This window comes from Prevotella sp. P6B4 (assembly GCF_000619985.1).
Taxonomy (GTDB): Bacteria; Bacteroidota; Bacteroidia; order Bacteroidales; family Bacteroidaceae; genus Prevotella.
On sequence record NZ_JHVE01000001.1, the window covers coordinates 184195 to 199881 of the forward strand.

Here is a 15687-nt window from a genome sequence, read left to right on the forward strand (position 1 = left end):
ATACTTATTCTCCTTTTTATAATTAGAATGAAACCTGAATACCTCCTGAGATTGTGCGTACAGGAGCATAACTGTTAATTGAGGTTACGCTTGAGAATGACTGGCGAGGATCAAGACCCTTACGCTTTGACCAGAGCATCAGGTTCTCACCTGCAGCGTAAACACGGAGAGTTGACAAACCAAGTGATGAAATCCAGTTCTTAGGCAGTGTGTAGCCTACAGTGAATGACTGGAAGTTCAGATAGCTGGCGTTGGTCAGGAAACGGTCTGAACCGTATGCTGCATACTCATCGCCATACTGCCAACGAGGAATGTTAGAGCTGGTGTTGTTAGGAGTCCAAGCCTTCAGGATATCCTTGTGGTAGGTCTGACCTGCATCAGAGGTGCTGGTTGGGTTGGTCATCAGACCAGCATACTGTGAATCGTAGATCTTACCACCAATCTGGTACTCGAAGTTCATTGATACGTCGATGCCCTTCCAGGTAAATGTGGTTCCGAATCCACCGAATGCCTTAGGCAGTGTGGTACCGCTGGTATAACGAGAAGCCTCACCGATGTTAGTGGTTGTACCACTCTTCTGTGAACCAGGCTTGTTAATCACGTTAGTGGTAACCTTGCCACCAGCAGGACTCAGTTCTGCATCATAGTAGTACAGAGCCTCACCATTCTCGTTTACACCGGCATAAGCATAATTCATATAGTTGTTGATGGGCTGACCCTCAGCGTACCAGAATGGAGACTCATAGAATCCACCGTTCTCTGTAACCTTTGCCTCGGGCAGTTTCAGAATCTTAGACGAGTTGTGTGAGATGTTGGCTGTAACAGTCCAGTCAAGATCCTTGGTGTGGATAATCTGACCTGTCAGTGTCAGCTCAACACCCTGGTTGCGGATGTCACCTACGTTACCATAGTAACCACGTGTACCTGCTGACTCAGGAATAGAGAGCCAGAACAGCTGGTCGGCAGTCTTACGGTAGTAGAAATCTACGTTACCAGTCAGACGACCCTTCCAGAGACCGAACTCCAGACCCATGTTCACGTTAGTCATGGTCTCCCATGTAATCTCAGGGTTACCAAGCAGATGGAAGCTGGGGGCCATTGAGGTGTCGCTTGACTTAGAGAGTGTGTAGGTGTCAACATAGGTGAATGAACCGATGTTATCGTTACCCTGCTGACCGATAGAGGCCTTGATCTTCAGCATGTCGAGCCAGTTCTTAGTGCTCTCCATGAACTTCTCCTTAGAGATGATCCAGGCACCACCTACTGACCAGAACGAACCCCAACGGTGGTTCTTATGGAAATAAGAGGTGGCATCACGACGGAACGAAGCACTTCCGTAATATTTCTCGTTGAAGTTGTAGAGTACATTAGCGAAGTAACCCTCTACATTGTATTCGCTGGTGTAGCTGTTTGAACCAGACATGGTTGCAAAGGCGTTCAGCTCAGGAATCTCTGCACTAAAACCACCAGTACGGGAAGCACCCAGATAACGGGTCTTGGTGTCGTACCACTCATGACCGATCATAGCTGTCAGAGCGTGACCAGTCCACTCGTTGGTGTAGGTCAGTGTCTGAACATGGTTCTGACGGAGTGTAGTACTCTGGACCTTGGTGATTTCACCGTTTACACCTACCTTAGGACCATAGAGTGCATTCTCATAGTCAGACGAAAGTGTGTGACCCCAGATGATGGTGCTGGTGTTGTTGAACTTCAGGTTGTCAGTGAAGTTAATATCCAGTGTACCGCTGGCGTTCAGCTGGTTGCCAATAGAGTAAACCTTGTTATAACGGTTAGAACCGAGTGGGTTACCAGTCTCAAGGAATGCACGACCTACACCATAGTTTGACGAGGCTACACCGTAGTCGTACTGAGGATTGCCGTTGGCATCAGTGCGAACAACTGGCTGACCTGTTGTTGGATCGATCACGCGAACGTAGATAGGATAGATAGGAGCAATACGTGAAGTATAGTAGAACAGGTTGGTTGAACCATAAGTATCGCTCGACAGGTTGGGGTTACTTTCGGTATTAGAGTGTACATAACCAATGTTTGCACCAACCTTCATCCACTTCTTCAGCTGATAGTCGGCCTTCAAACGGGCTGTTGTACGACGATAGCTTGAGTACTCTACGATACCATCCTCATTCAGGTGACCGAGGCTGAAGTAGAAACTACCCTTCTCGTTAGCTGCATTAGCGCTGATGGTGTATTCCTGACGGAGCGCATTGTGATAAGCAGCGTCAGTCCAATCCTCAGGAGCCATGTAGTAGGTCTCGCCATTATAGTCGTACTTGCGACCAAGAGTGGCGTTAGGATTCAGTTTGCCATCGAGACCAATCAGGTTCTCGCCATCGGGAACAGTGTAAACATTGTAACCCAGGTGTGACAGCATGGTCTTGTTAGCCCACTGGTTAGCAGCGGCGTTGCTGTTACCCTGACCGTAGTAGCTGTAGTTGTAGAGCTGAGCGTAGTAGGTCTCGTAGAACTGAGCAGGATCCTTGATGACATCATAGTCCTGAACTGAACGAGAGTTAACACCCCACTTCATATCAACATTGATCTGAGCGTCGCGGCTCTTACCCTTCTTGGTAGTAACGATGATAACACCACCTGCACCACGAGCACCGTACAGAGCTGCAGAAGCAGCATCCTTCAGGACTGAGATTGACTCGATATCGCTGGGAGGAATGTTTGACAGGCTGGCTGTATAAGGAGCACCATCCACGATTACCAGAGGGTCGGTACCAGCATAAAGTGAGTTGATACCACGAATGCTAACTGAACCACCGCTTGATCCAGGAGCACCTGACTGGGCACCACGAATCTGCAGACCAGGAACGGCACCGGCCAGAGCCTGCTGCACGTTTGATACAGTATGCTTCTGCAGTTCAACCTCGCCAACAACGGCAGCCGAACCTGTGAAGGCCGACTTCTTCTGCTGTCCGAAAGCAACTACAATCACTTCATCAACCATCTTGGCATCGGTCTTCAGGAAGACACGCATACCATTCTTGGCCTTCAGAGTCTTGCTCTCATAGCCAAGATACGAAATTTCCAGCTGATCCTTACCAGCAGGAAGGGTTACATTGAAACGACCGTTTACGTCAGTCAACATACCTGTACTGGTACCAACCACCTTGACAGCAGCACCGATAATGGGCTGTCCGTCGTCTTGTGAGAGTACCGTACCGGTGATCTTAGTCTGAGCCAGCGCTGTTCCTACACACAGGAAGAGGCCGACCAAAAACATCGTTAGTCTTCTTTTCATAAATTCTCTCTCTTTTTGTTAATTATTAAATGTTTAACTATATTAATGTTCGCGTACATATTTATATTTTAGCACAATTAGTGGGCGGAGGTATTACATTATTATGCCCTTTTTGCTAATTTCAGGTTGCAAATATAATGCATATTATTCTAAAAAACGAATAAAATTATAAAAAAAACACATTTTGATGCCATTTTTTAACAAATCAACGTGTAGAGTTGATTGAAATCAATATGAAAGTTGAATAATTATTTATCTTACAATTTGATGTTAAAACTACACTTTCTGTGTAAATTTGAAATCACAAAAGACAGTCTCGCGGTGGGCGAGACTGTCTTGGTTGGGTTAGGATGGATGATTTTGAGTTAACCACCGGCCAGGGTAGGTAACGCAAAACTACAAAAAGCCCCTGAAAAACGTCTGCTTTTCAGGGGGCATCCGATTATTGTTGGGGTGTATGCGTTATTTATTTCACCTGAACTACCAGGTACTTGCTGGTTGACCAGAAGGCCTGTGGGTCGGTGATGCGGAGTATCAACTGCTTGTTGGCATCGGGCTGCAACTTGTAGGAGTTGGCGGGATGTGCTGTCAGGATCTTGGCATCCTTGCTGTAGAGCTTGATTTCCTTGTCAACACGGATATCAATCTTGGTGAAGTAGTCGCGGTTGAAGTCGCCCTGCAGAATCTTGTTCTTACTGAACAGACCGTCCTTGGTGATAATCTGCTGCTTCTTCAGCTCGTCCTTGGTGCCATATACGAACCAAGCGGTATTCAACTGTTTCTCCTGATCCTTCAGTTTCTTGGCCTGAGCATCGTTCTCGCTCTGAAGGGCGCGTGCGTCTTCCTTCATCGAGTTGAGCTCGTATTTCAGTTCGCCAATATGGATATTTTTCAGTTCGAGCTGCTCCTGCATCTCTACAATCTGCTGGTCCTTCTTCTCCATCTGCTCTTGCAGACTGGCGATGACTTTCTTCAGCTTGTCGCCTTTGATAGAGCTCTCACGAGCCTGCTGCTTCAGTTTGTTAATCAGATCCTTGTTCTGCTGCATCATCGACTGGATGAACTGGAAGTTCTCAGCGATGCGCTCCTTCGTGTTAGTGCCTTCGCCAGTCTTGGCTAAAGTGACGCGGTTCTGGGCCTCGGTGATCTCGCGGAATCCCTCCTCGATGTCGATCAGGGTGGTCATCATGTCGTTGATTTCATCATCTTTCTGGGCAATCACCTGATTCAGTGAGTCACGCTCTGCGCGAGCCTGATTTTCTGCCTTTCTGGCTGCCTCATTACAACTTGCCATAGCCATGGCACACATTGCAAAGATAAATAGTTTCTTCATAATTCCTCTTGTTTATTGATTTGTTCTTTATGATCATTACCTGCCAGGATGATGACAATCTCACCCTTGGGCTCGTGTTCCTTGAAATGGGCTATCACCTCAGTGAGTGTGCCTCTGACGCTCTCCTCGTGAATCTTGGATATCTCGCGACATACGCTGACCTGGCGCTCTGGGCCATAGAACTCAGCAAACTGCTGCAGGGTCTTCACCACGCGATAAGGCGATTCGTAGAAGATCATGGTGCGCTGTTCGCCTTTCAGCGATTCGAGTTTGGTCTGGCGTCCTTTCTTCTGAGGCAGGAAGCCTTCGAAGGCGAAGCGGTCGCAAGGCAGACCACTCGCTACAAGGGCTGGCACAAAAGCGGTTGCGCCAGGCAGACACTGTACTTCGATGCCTGCACGTACGGCCTCGCGAACCAGAAAGAATCCCGGGTCGGAGATGCCAGGTGTGCCAGCATCGCTTATCAGAGCCACATTCTCGCCTGCCTGCAGTCGGGCTACGATGGAGGCGGATGTGCCGTGTTCGTTAAACTTATGATGTGATAAGAGTTGGTTGTGGATGTCGTAGTGCTTCAGCAGTTTGCTCGATGTGCGAGTATCTTCTGCGAGTACGAGATCCACCTCCTTCAGAATGCGGATGGCACGGAATGTCATGTCTTCCATATTCCCAACTGGGGTCGGTACGATATATAATATGCCCATTACAAGGGGCAAATATAAGGCAAAATAGCGGAATAGACAAATAAAAGGCAAAATCTTTGCAATTTTTAAAAGGTATTTGTAAATTTGAACGCAGTTCGAAGATACTTTCGCTCGAAAATTCCAAATTTGTTTGGTATTTTACTCGCTTATTCGTATCTTTGTCGCCAATATGACAGATATCTTAATAGGTGAGGCACACAGACCTGGTAGAATAGAAGTTGTGTGCGGCTCGATGTTTTCGGGCAAAACGGAGGAGCTGATCCGACGAATGCGCAGAGCGCAGTTCGCCAGACAGCGTGTGGAGATATTCAAGCCGGCCATTGATGTGAGGTATTCGGAAGAAGACGTGGTGAGCCATGACCAGAAACACATCCAGTCGACACCTATTGACTCATCGGCCAGTATCCTGTTGCTGGCAAGCGATATCGATGTGGTAGGTATCGATGAGGCGCAATTCTTTGATATGGGGATTGTTGATGTGTGCAACGAACTGGCAAACCGTGGCGTCAGAGTCATCGTGGCCGGACTGGATATGGACTTTAAGGGTGTGCCTTTCGGACCTATGCCAGCGCTTTGCGCTATTGCCGACGATGTGACGAAGGTGCATGCCATCTGTGTGAACTGTGGCAATCTGGCTTACGTAAGTCATCGTAAGGTGGAGAGCGAACAGCGGGTATTGTTGGGTGAGACTACGGAGTATGAACCTCTGTGCCGGGAATGTTATCAGAAAGCAATCAAAGAAGAGAATGAAAGAAAAGACAATCACGCTTGACCAACTGGTGCGCTGGGTGGGAGCTGGCCTGCTGGTGCTGGGTATCCTCTGGCTGGTCAACTATCTGAGCAATGTATTGCTGCCGTTTTTTATTGCCTGGTTCTTTGCCTATCTGCTGTATCCGATGGTGAAGTTCGTGCAGTATCGGTTGCATGTGAAGAGTAGAACACTGAGTATCATCATCACACTGATTGTGGTGATTGCCGTTCTCGGTGGTATCATCTATCTGATTATCCCACCAATGATTGAGCAGTTTGATAAGTTGGGCGGACTGGTGAGCGGCTATATACAGGAGGAGGCTCATATCAAGGATATCCCCGGTGCCATTCAGCTCTGGATAGATCAGAATAGCAGGGAAATCCAGAAGTTCTTTGAGAGCGACAGGTTTACGGATAGTCTGAAAACGGTGCTGCCCCGACTGTTTAATGTACTGGGTCAGACCGCCAGTGTGATTCTCGGTATTGTGGCATCGCTTATCACCTTATTATATATGTTCTTCATTCTGCTCGATTATGAGTATCTGACTGAGAACTGGATCCGTATCTTCCCAAAGAAGAGTCGCCCCTTCTGGCAGGGACTGGGTAAGGATGCCGGACAGGCACTTAATAACTATGTGCGCGGTCAGGGAACGGTGGCACTCATCATGGGGGTACTGTTCTGCATTGGCTTCACCATCATCGACTTCCCCATGGCCATCGGTCTGGGCATCATGATCGGTATCATGGACCTCGTGCCTTATCTGCATACGTTTGCCCTGATACCAACGGTATTGCTGGCGTTGCTGAAGTCGGCTGATACAGGACAGAACTTCTGGGGAATCTTGGCGTTGGCCCTGCTGGTGTTTATTGTGGTGCAGTTGATATGCGACATGATTGTGACACCTAAGGTGATGGGGAAGGCCATGGGCCTGAACCCTGCTATCCTGTTATTGTCGTTGTCGGTTTGGGGTGCCTTGTTAGGTTTTATCGGACTCATCATTGCACTGCCTTTGACCACACTTTTGATTGCTTATTATCAACAATATGTGACAAAAGATAAGGAATTTGAGGGGTTAGAAGAAAAATCTTCTGAATAAATTTGGTAGTTTCGGAAAAAGATAGTACCTTTGCACCCGCTTTCTAATGGGAGCATGATTTAAGGTCGATCCGTTAGCTCAGTCGGTAGAGCACAACACTTTTAATGTTGGGGTCTTGGGTTCGAGCCCCAAACGGATCACAGAAAAGAGAGACTCAATCGAGCCTCTCTTTTTTGTGTCTTTAAAGTTTCACTGTTACTTGGTTGCCGTTGTAGTCGATGGTCTTTGCGGTGCCATCGGGCAGCACAATCTGGAACTGACGGTTGAGCAGCATGCCCTTGTAGCCGCCTTGGCGGGCGCTGATGTGGAGGGTGCGTGTGCGCTCGGTCCAGGTGAAGATGATATTCGAGTAGTAGCCCTGCTCGTAGTTGTAGTTGTCGCCTTCATCCTCATAGAGGCTGAACGTGCCGTCGGCGCCGGGGTAGAGGCGGATCTCGAGGTTGTCCCATGACTTCTCGCCTACATACTGCATCTCCGGGCCCAGGGGCACGATGCTGCCGGCACGTACGAACATGGGTACCTGGTCGAAACGGGTGCTGAGGGTGACATGCTGTCCGCCCTTGTACTGCCTGCCTGTCCAGAAATCATACCAGGTGGCACCCTTGGGCAGATATTTCGTGGCGGTCTTCGTGGCGTGCCAGTTGATACCGCTTGTCTCTTCCTGGTCGCCGCTGACATTTTTCTTATCCCAGCCGGTCATGGCATCTTCCTTGATGATCTTCTCCTGGGTGTACTGTGCCTCGACGATGGGGGCTGCCAGGATGCTACGGCCGAACATAAACTCATCGGTCATGTCCCACACCTGCTTGTCGGCAGCAAAGTCGCTGAACAGCGGGCGCAGGTAGCTCTCGTTGTTGGCGGTCACCTGTCCGGCGATACTATATATATAAGGTAGGAGGCGGTAGCGCAGGCGGATCATCTTCTCGATGGCGTCGTATACGGGCTCGCCCTTTTGGCCGAACTGCCAGATCTCGCGGGGTGCGTCGGCACCATGACTGCGGAACACAGGACAGAACAAGCCATATTGCATCCAGCGCACATAGAGCTCCTGGAACTGCGGGTTGCGAGGGGCAGAGCCTGCGCCCTTGGTGTTATAGGAGCCGCAGAAGAAACCACCGATATCGGTGTTGAAGTTGGGGTTGCCTGTGAGCGAGAAGCTCAGACCTGCAGGAATCTGCTTGCGGAGCATATCCCATGATGAGGCTACATCGCCACTCCACATGTTAGAACCATAGTGCTGCTGACCGGCAAAGGCCGAGCGGGTCATGATGAACACACGCTTGCCACGGTCGTCCTTGCGCTGCGACTGGTAGATGCCACGAACGGTCTCCAGGGGGAAGGCATTGCGCAGTGAGCGCCAGGTGCCGCCGGTCACCTTGTGGGCATAGTCGCTTTCCTTGGGATTGAAGAAATCAGGATCGGTAGAGTCCATCCACCAGGCGTCAGTGCCATAGTCGTAGAGCTTCTTCAGGTATTTCCAGTAGATGGCACGTGCCACAGGACTGAAGGCATCGTACACTTTTACGCCAGAGGGATATTCCATGATGGGCGGCCATACGTGTGAGATGCCGCTCTGTGGCCAGGTCTCGATGGGCAGCAGCAGTCCCTTCTCGTTGAGCTCGCGGAACTGCTGGGTCTGCGGACCGAAGCTCGCCCAGATGCTGATCATGAAATGGGCGTGTTTACGGTGCACGTTCTGAATCATCTGCGGACCATTGCTGAAGTCCTCCGACAGGAAGTCCATGGCGTTCCACAGGTAGTTGGAACCCCAGTACTGCCAGTCTTGGATGATACCGTCGAGGGGCACCTGCAGTGCCCGGTGCTGGTCCACGATATGCTCGGTTTCGGCAGCGCTCTTATAGCGTTCCTTCGACTGCCAGAAGCCATAGGTCCACAGGGGGAACATGGGCACGTCGCCTGAGAGGTGACGCATCTGCGCGATGACGCCATCGGCAGAGCCGCCATACATGAAGTAATAGTCGATATAGTCGCCAGCCTCCGAGGTGAGCGACATGCCGTTGGCATCGTCGTCGAACTGGGTGGGGGCGTAGTTGTCCCAATAGATTCCCCAGCCTTTGATGCTCTGGATCACATTCTGGAAGTCCTCGAGGTTCGACTGTTCCATGCGTTTGTGCTCGCCGCGGCGGTTCATCTTACCGTTCTGGATGGTGCCCAGGCCGTAGATGGCCTCGCCCTTGTCGAGGGTGAAGGTCTGGTTCAACGGACTGAAGCTGTGTGACTTCTCACGCAGCAGCACCTTACCTTTTGCCATGAAGGTGAGGCAGCCGGTCTTTTCATCGATCTTTACACTCAGCTCACTACTCGAGGTGATGTTGCCGCGCTTGGTGAGTGCGACTTCCTGCGGCTTGGCGATGATCACCTTGCTCTCAGGGGGTACTGCCTGACCTGGGTACTTGACTACATGGACAACAGAAGGTGTAAAGAACTCAATCTTTACGCCTTGCGCCCAAATAGCTATTGGTGCCAGCAAGGCAAGAATGGCTATTGTTCTTCTGTTCATAGTTATTATTGATGTTTGTTGTATGCGAACTCGTCTACATCTACATATCCTCCAACCTTCTTGGTGGCGTAGTTAAAGATACCGAACTTAGTGCCCATGAAGAATCGCTGCCAGTCGAAGGTCATCTGGAAGTTGCCGCCAATCTTAGTCCACTCCTTGCCGTCGAGACTGTAAGAGAATGTGGCGATGTCGGTGCGAGGCACGAAGTTGGCATCGATACGCAACCAAATCTTCTGCTGCTTCAGCTCTACGCTCTCTACAACCTTTACATCCACCTTCTCTACCTTTTTCTCGCGCTGACTCAGACTGACCTTCTGCTCGCTCAGTTCCAGGGTGAGCCTCTTACCCACCTTCTTGATAGCCATCACGGCAGAGTTGTCGTTGAATGCTGCCAGACCGGCTATATCGCCATCCTTCATCTTCGACAGGTCGAGGGCGATAGAGCCTGTGCACTTGGGACCTTCCATACGCTGGGTGAGTGTGTTGGGTGCCAGATACAGGTTGGGCACCACACGGGCTGTCTTCAATCGCAGATAGCCTGGACGCTCGGTCAGACTCCATGCCTTATCTACAGGGTTGTGGTTCCACTGCCAGTGCAGACCGAGTTTTTCGTTAGAGAAATCATCGGCATTGACGATCGACTTGACGGGCTCGCCACTCTTCAAAGGACGCACACGGGCAGGCACCTTGCCTTCCTCGTCGCCCAGCATGGGCCAACCGTCAATCCAACGACAGGGCATCACGGTGAGCACACGGCCTACACCAGCACGGTCCTGGAAGATGATGCCATACCAGTCGCCATCCTCTGTGTCGACGATGGTGCCCTGTGCCTCGTATGAGAAACCTCCGAATTCTGATTCTAAGATGGTGGTCTTCTCATAAGGGCCCTGAATGTTGTCGGCACGATAGCATACCTCACGACGGTGACGGCCTGGGGCATATACGTGCGATATCATCATCAGATAGTATCTGCCGTTATGTTTGATCATACGTGAGCCTTCCAGCAGACCGGTCTCATCAGCCTCACGCTGGAAGATCTGGCGATGTGTTCCTTCGATGACATCGCTCAGGTCCTGCTTCAGTTCCATCATCTCGCCAGTACCATAGATGACATACACACGGTCGTCGTCATCGAAGAACAGCGAACAATCGTGGAAGTGACGCATACGTGACACAATCTTCCATGGTCCTGCAGCCTGGTCGGCTGTAAAGATATAGGTATCGCCCATGGCACCTGCCTCGTTGGGAGCCAACAGCGCATAGAACTTTCCTTTGTGGTATTTCAGAGAGGTAGCCCATTGTCCGCGACCATAGACGGTACCTTCAGTAGGTGAGAGGTCGTACTTAGGCGAATCGGTCAGCTTGTCGAAGATGTAGCCGATGGTCTCCCAGTTCTTCAGGTCTTTCGACTGCATGATAGGCGCGCCAGGCATCAGGTGCATGGTGGTGGATACCAGATAGAAGGTATCGCCCACGCGGATGATGTCGGGGTCGGGTACGTCTGCCCACAGCATGGGGTTCTCAATCATGTTGTCATTCTTGTTCTGTGCTGACAGGTTCGCTGTAACACAAAGCATCATCACGATGCTTAGTAAAGTCTTGGTTTTCATATAAATAATTGATACTAATTAGTTCGCTTCTTAGTTCTCTTGGTCGCCTTTGTAGTGGAACTCCGTGATGTTCGGATTCACACCCAGGTCTTCTTCCTGTGGCGCAATCACCTCCTGATTCAGTTTCTGCTCGTAGCCTTTGTGTACAGGACCTACTTCCAGCAGGATGTCTTCGTACAGCACTGTTGGGATGATGATACCGAAGATGCCAATGCCTACACGGGTACCTTCGGGGTGCATGTTGTTGTGGATGTAAGAGGTAGAGTAGAATGTGTGTCGATACGACTCCAGACGGTTGTATTTGTGATAGGTCTCCAGGATGTCTTTGGAAATGGCAGTGGTATCGGCAGTGGTAAAGATAAATGCCAAGTTGTTTACATAGTCATCAACTACGTCACCTTTGATGCCATTGTTCACCTCGAGACACTGCATCATGTTATCGGTCATCTCTTCGGTCATGTCACTCTCCTTGGGAGCAGTGAAGTAGGCTACCAGCATACCTACCAGTGTGATTACGCCGAGAATAAGTATGCGGCCCAGACAGCTGCGGGTGAACTCCTGTGTAAACGACTGGTTGGTTCTGTAATTGGTGTTGTTGTCAACTTGATACATACTGTTAGTTTTAGATTTGATTATTGTGTATGAGGTTCATAAACTCCTGACGAGTCTTAGCTTGATTGAAGGCACCACTGAAGTCGCTGGTGGTGGTAATACTGTTCTGTTTCTCAATGCCACGCATCTGCATGCACATGTGCTTGGCCTCTATCACCACCATCACACCTAAGGGGTGCAGTGTATCTTGGATACAGTCCTTGATCTGTTGTGTCATTCGCTCCTGTACCTGCAGGCGATGGGCAAAGATGTCCACTACGCGGGCTATCTTCGACAGACCAGTGATGTAGCCGTTAGGGATGTAAGCCACATGTGCCTTGCCGTAGAAGGGTAGCATGTGGTGTTCGCACAGCGAGAAGAAATCGATGTCCTTCACAATCACCATCTGGTTGTAGTCCTCCTTGAACAGCGCGTCCGTCAGGATCTTGTGGGCATCCATCGTGTAACCTTTGGTCAGCACCTGCATGGCCTTGGCTACACGCATGGGGGTCTTCTCCAGTCCCTCACGCTCGGGGTCTTCGCCCAGCAGCGTCAGTATCTCTTTGTAGTGACCCGCTAAATCTTCGAGTCCCTCACGATATCTCTCGTTGTCGTATTCCTTAATCTCTATCTTCATTGATATTGTACGGTGATTTTCCCTTTGACGATGATAGCCGACTTGTAGCCATTGTTCTTGACGCGCTCCAGCACCTCGTGAGCTTCCTCGTAGGTGCGGTAGTTACCCATGCGGCAAATCCATCGTGGGGTATAGAAATGTACATAGACGGGCACGCCAGGGAACAAAGCCTTGATCTCGCTGCCTGTCCGTTCTGCCTTCAGTCGGTCGTTACGTGTGTTGCCTCCGGCAAACACCTGTACACGGTATCCTGCCACCTTATAACCTTTCATGACCTTCTTCTGAAGCTCCTCGGGGGTGGTGTCAATCTCGGTAGAGTCATGCTGCTCTACAACGACGACCTTGGGCTCAGTCTTTTTTTCTTGATTTGTAGCAGTATTGTTATCTTTTTCTTTCTTTTCAGTCTGTTTAAGCTGAGTGGTATTGGTATTGGTCTTAGGCTTGGCTGGTACAACGGCCGGACCGTTCACCAGTTCATCGATAGCCTTGTCCTGAGTGACGGTGATTTTTCCCTCGCCACCTTTACTCTGTTGCAGTCTCTGCGTAAACGACGACTGAGCATCGGCCACCATTGAGTAGCCGATGCAGAGCGTCATTATGATGATAAATCGTTTCACTTTCTTACTTGAATGCGTCGATAATACCCTTGAAGTCAGCAGCCTTCAGTGAAGCACCACCAATCAGACCACCATCGATGTCGGGCTTAGCAAACAGCTCAGGAGCGTTGCTGGCCTTGCAAGAACCACCATAGAGGATAGTGGTATCGTCGGCTACAGCCTGACCATACTTCTCGGCGATGATAGAACGGATGTATGCGTGGATCTCCTCAGCCTGCTCAGCGGTAGCGGTTTTACCGGTACCGATAGCCCAGATTGGCTCGTAGGCGATAACGATCTTGCGGAAGTCCTCCTCAGCGAGGTTGAATACAGAACCCTCGAGCTCGGCCTTAACAACCTCGTTCTGCTTGCCAGCCTCACGCTCCTCCAGACTCTCACCGATACAGAAGATAACCTTCAGATCGTTCTTCTGAGCGAGCAGCACCTTCTCCTTCAGGATCTCGGGAGTCTCCTTGTAGTACTCACGACGCTCTGAGTGACCCAGGATAACGTACTGAGCACCAGTGCTCTTTACCATCTCGGCAGAAACCTCACCAGTGAAAGCACCCTTCTCCTTGTCAGCGCAGTTCTCAGCACCCAGACCGATGATGTCCTGATCGAGGAACTGTGCGATAGAAGCGAGGTGGATGAATGGTGTGCAGATCACTACACCACAGTTGGGCTTCTCAGCCTTCAGAGTCTCATTCAGCTCCTTTGCAAGAGCAATACCGTCCTGGAGATTCATGTTCATCTTCCAGTTTCCTGCTACAATTTTCTTTCTCATAATTCTATTAAATTTTAAATATGTAAAACTTTACTTTTTTACCTTTTCTTTTTTTACCTTTTCACCTTTGCGAATCCACTTGGTCCAAGCCCAGAGGCGGTCGGCTATCGTCAGGAGCACCAGTGGCAATACAAACCAGGTCAGTACCCAGAGTATCTTGGTGGTCACCGTCTCTGTAGGCAGTTGACCTAACTTGCAGTCTTCCAGTCTGGTGGTCAGCGCCTCTTCGGTGGGCAGGTCGTTATGACTCCACTTACGTATCACCTTGCCATCCTTGAGCAGGATGAGACCTGGGTTCGACCGTATCATGGTTTTCAGCGTGATGTCATCGGTCTGGCAGAATGGGTATTCTGCACCTGTCAGGTCGCGCCAGCTGTCGATGGCTTTCGCGCCACTGGCTGTCAGGCAATAGAACGGATAGCCGTAGTCCAGACTGTATTCGTACATCTGGTTGATCTCGTCTAATCGTGAGTCGTCAGCCTGTTCCAAGTGTGGGGCTATCAGCAGAAAGGTATATCTCTTGTCTGCCAGTATCTGTTCGGTGATGTCCTCACCATCCTTCAGCCTCTCTACGAAGAAATCGGTATAGGGTGATTCCTCACCTTCCATCATCTTGTTCCAACCTTCTCGGATATCAGCACCGATATGATAGGGACGGAAGTCGAACTGGGGTAGGGTGTAGAGACTCTTGACCGATATGAACAGCAGGATGAATACCAGCGAGTAGTTCATCACAATCCACTGGTTCGACTGACTAATCAGGCGGGCCTGCTCCAACGGCCATTTCCATACTACGATGGCTGCCCCCAGCAGGATGATGTTTTTCCACAGCGTCTGCCAGTTGGTCAGCACCAGAGCGTCGCCAAAACAACCGCAATCGCTGATAGGGTTGCTCAAGGCCAACCAGAGTGTGAGCGGTGTCATCACGCCCATGATAGCCAGCACTAATTTTGACACCATTCGGCGCCTGATGGCAAAGAGCAGACAGATACCTAAGAAGAATTCCGTGGCTGCCAACAGTACTGATGTGGCGAGTGTCGTGAAGTCGGGCATCATGCGCCCTAATCCAATCGCCACCAAGTAGTCCTGAATCTTGTACTGCGTCCCTAATGGGTCAACGGCTTTGACAAATCCTGAGAAGATAAATGTCAGTGCCAGCAGTAGTCGGCAGATGTTAACGGCAGCTTTCTTCATGCTGTGGCGTTGTCGTCCTCCTCCGATAATTTAATTACTCCAAAGACCGCGTAGTTGATAATGTCCATATAGTTGGCGTCGATACCCTCGCTGACGAGTGTCTCGCCCTGCAGGTTCTCGATCTCCTTGATGCGTTCAATCTTTGTCAGAATCAGGTCGGTATAGCTGCTGACCCTCATCCCGCGCCACGCCTCGTCGTAGTCGTGGTTCTTACGCTTCATCAGCTCCAGTGCCTCTTGGGCATGCTTGTCATAAAGGGCCATCGCCTCGGCATTGTTAATATCAACAGTGTCGGCAAACCCCTTGGCTAACTGGATGAGACCTACGATGCCGTAGTTGATCAAGGCAATAAACTCGGGACGGATACCTTCGCCCACCAGAGACTCTTTCTTGATCTCCAGTGAACGGATGCGCTTGGCCTTGATAAACAGCTGGTCGGTCAATGCCGTGGGGCGCAGAATGCGCCACGATGCCTTATAGTCGTGAAGCTTCTTCTCGAACAGGGCTCTGCACTCTGCCAAAGCCTGCTCAAACTGAACGTTTGTCTTGTCAAATTGAGTCATATCGGCTGCAAAGGTAGCAATTTTTAGTGAATAACGGATGGT

General features: G+C 50.2%; 11 protein-coding genes, 1 tRNA gene and 1 pseudogene. 3 read left to right on the forward strand and 10 right to left on the reverse strand.

The features are described from left to right. Nucleotides 1-22: 22 nt before the first annotated feature. From T491_RS0100730 to rsmI, 3 genes are all read right to left on the reverse strand, one after another. Nucleotides 23-3268, reverse strand: coding sequence for a SusC/RagA family TonB-linked outer membrane protein (locus T491_RS0100730; RefSeq protein WP_028902179.1), 3246 nt, complete (start codon nt 3266-3268; stop codon nt 23-25). Nucleotides 3269-3734: 466 nt separating this feature from the next. Next, the gene (locus T491_RS0100735) at nt 3735-4601 is read right to left on the reverse strand and encodes a hypothetical protein (protein WP_028902180.1); all 867 of its coding nucleotides are present in this window, start codon (nt 4599-4601) and stop codon (nt 3735-3737) included. After that, the gene (gene rsmI, locus T491_RS0100740; RefSeq protein WP_028902181.1) at nt 4598-5302 is read right to left on the reverse strand and encodes a 16S rRNA (cytidine(1402)-2'-O)-methyltransferase; all 705 of its coding nucleotides are present in this window, start codon (nt 5300-5302) and stop codon (nt 4598-4600) included. The genes T491_RS0100735 and rsmI overlap by 4 nt, the downstream gene beginning before the upstream one ends. Nucleotides 5303-5471: 169 nt before the next feature. On the opposite strand from rsmI, the gene T491_RS0100745 reads away from it, so the two are divergent. The 3 genes from T491_RS0100745 (at nt 5472) to T491_RS0100755 (ending at nt 7289) form a co-directional block, all read left to right on the forward strand. Further along, complete coding sequence (locus T491_RS0100745; RefSeq protein WP_028902182.1) at nt 5472-6074, forward strand: thymidine kinase; 603 nt, start codon at nt 5472-5474, stop codon at nt 6072-6074. Next, nucleotides 6049-7149 (forward strand): AI-2E family transporter, encoded by a 1101-nt coding sequence (locus T491_RS0100750; protein ID WP_028902183.1) that lies wholly within the window; start codon nt 6049-6051, stop codon nt 7147-7149. Before T491_RS0100745 ends, T491_RS0100750 begins: the two co-directional genes overlap by 26 nt. A gap of 67 nt (nt 7150-7216) precedes the next feature. Further along, nucleotides 7217-7289 (forward strand) — tRNA-Lys (locus T491_RS0100755). Nucleotides 7290-7330: 41 nt separating this feature from the next. Here T491_RS0100755 and T491_RS0100760 read toward each other — a convergent pair. From T491_RS0100760 to T491_RS0100795, 7 genes and pseudogenes are all read right to left on the reverse strand, one after another. After that, complete coding sequence (locus T491_RS0100760) at nt 7331-9670, reverse strand: TIM-barrel domain-containing protein (protein WP_028902184.1); 2340 nt, start codon at nt 9668-9670, stop codon at nt 7331-7333. Between the two features lie 5 nt (nt 9671-9675). Then, nucleotides 9676-11247 (reverse strand): glycoside hydrolase 43 family protein, encoded by a 1572-nt coding sequence (locus T491_RS0100765; RefSeq protein WP_028902185.1) that lies wholly within the window; start codon nt 11245-11247, stop codon nt 9676-9678. Between the two features lie 63 nt (nt 11248-11310). Further along, nucleotides 11311-11892, reverse strand: coding sequence for a hypothetical protein (locus T491_RS0100770; RefSeq protein WP_028902186.1), 582 nt, complete (start codon nt 11890-11892; stop codon nt 11311-11313). Between the two features lie 10 nt (nt 11893-11902). Then, a complete protein-coding gene (gene folE / locus T491_RS0100775) occupies nt 11903-12508 on the reverse strand; it encodes a GTP cyclohydrolase I FolE (RefSeq protein ID WP_051522886.1) in 606 nt (201 codons plus the stop codon). Continuing rightward, on the reverse strand, nt 12505-13125 hold the full coding sequence (locus tag T491_RS0100780) for an SPOR domain-containing protein (protein ID WP_028902188.1): 621 nt from the start codon (nt 13123-13125) through the stop codon (nt 12505-12507). The genes folE and T491_RS0100780 overlap by 4 nt, the downstream gene beginning before the upstream one ends. A gap of 4 nt (nt 13126-13129) precedes the next feature. After that, nucleotides 13130-15082: pseudogene (tpiA, locus tag T491_RS17975) on the reverse strand (triose-phosphate isomerase). Then, entirely contained in the window at nt 15079-15645 is a 567-nt protein-coding gene (locus T491_RS0100795) for a DUF1599 domain-containing protein (RefSeq protein ID WP_028902191.1), read from the reverse strand. Before T491_RS0100795 ends, tpiA begins: the two are co-directional and overlap by 4 nt. Nucleotides 15646-15687: the final 42 nt, after the last annotated feature.

Bases quoted from the DNA above. Each gene is read 5' to 3' on its own strand.
- T491_RS0100730 (WP_028902179.1), bottom strand. From the start codon at position 3,268: ATGAAAAGAAGACTAACGATGTTTTTGGTCGGCCTCTTCCTGTGTGTA.
- T491_RS0100735 (WP_028902180.1), bottom strand. From the start codon at position 4,601: ATGAAGAAACTATTTATCTTTGCAATGTGTGCCATGGCTATGGCAAGT.
- rsmI (WP_028902181.1), bottom strand. From the start codon at position 5,302: ATGGGCATATTATATATCGTACCGACCCCAGTTGGGAATATGGAAGAC.
- T491_RS0100745 (WP_028902182.1), top strand. From the start codon at position 5,472: ATGACAGATATCTTAATAGGTGAGGCACACAGACCTGGTAGAATAGAA.
- T491_RS0100750 (WP_028902183.1), top strand. From the start codon at position 6,049: ATGAAAGAAAAGACAATCACGCTTGACCAACTGGTGCGCTGGGTGGGA.
- T491_RS0100760 (WP_028902184.1), bottom strand. From the start codon at position 9,670: ATGAACAGAAGAACAATAGCCATTCTTGCCTTGCTGGCACCAATAGCT.
- T491_RS0100765 (WP_028902185.1), bottom strand. From the start codon at position 11,247: ATGCTTTGTGTTACAGCGAACCTGTCAGCACAGAACAAGAATGACAAC.
- T491_RS0100770 (WP_028902186.1), bottom strand. From the start codon at position 11,892: ATGTATCAAGTTGACAACAACACCAATTACAGAACCAACCAGTCGTTT.
- folE (WP_051522886.1), bottom strand. From the start codon at position 12,508: ATGAAGATAGAGATTAAGGAATACGACAACGAGAGATATCGTGAGGGA.
- T491_RS0100795 (WP_028902191.1), bottom strand. From the start codon at position 15,645: ATGACTCAATTTGACAAGACAAACGTTCAGTTTGAGCAGGCTTTGGCA.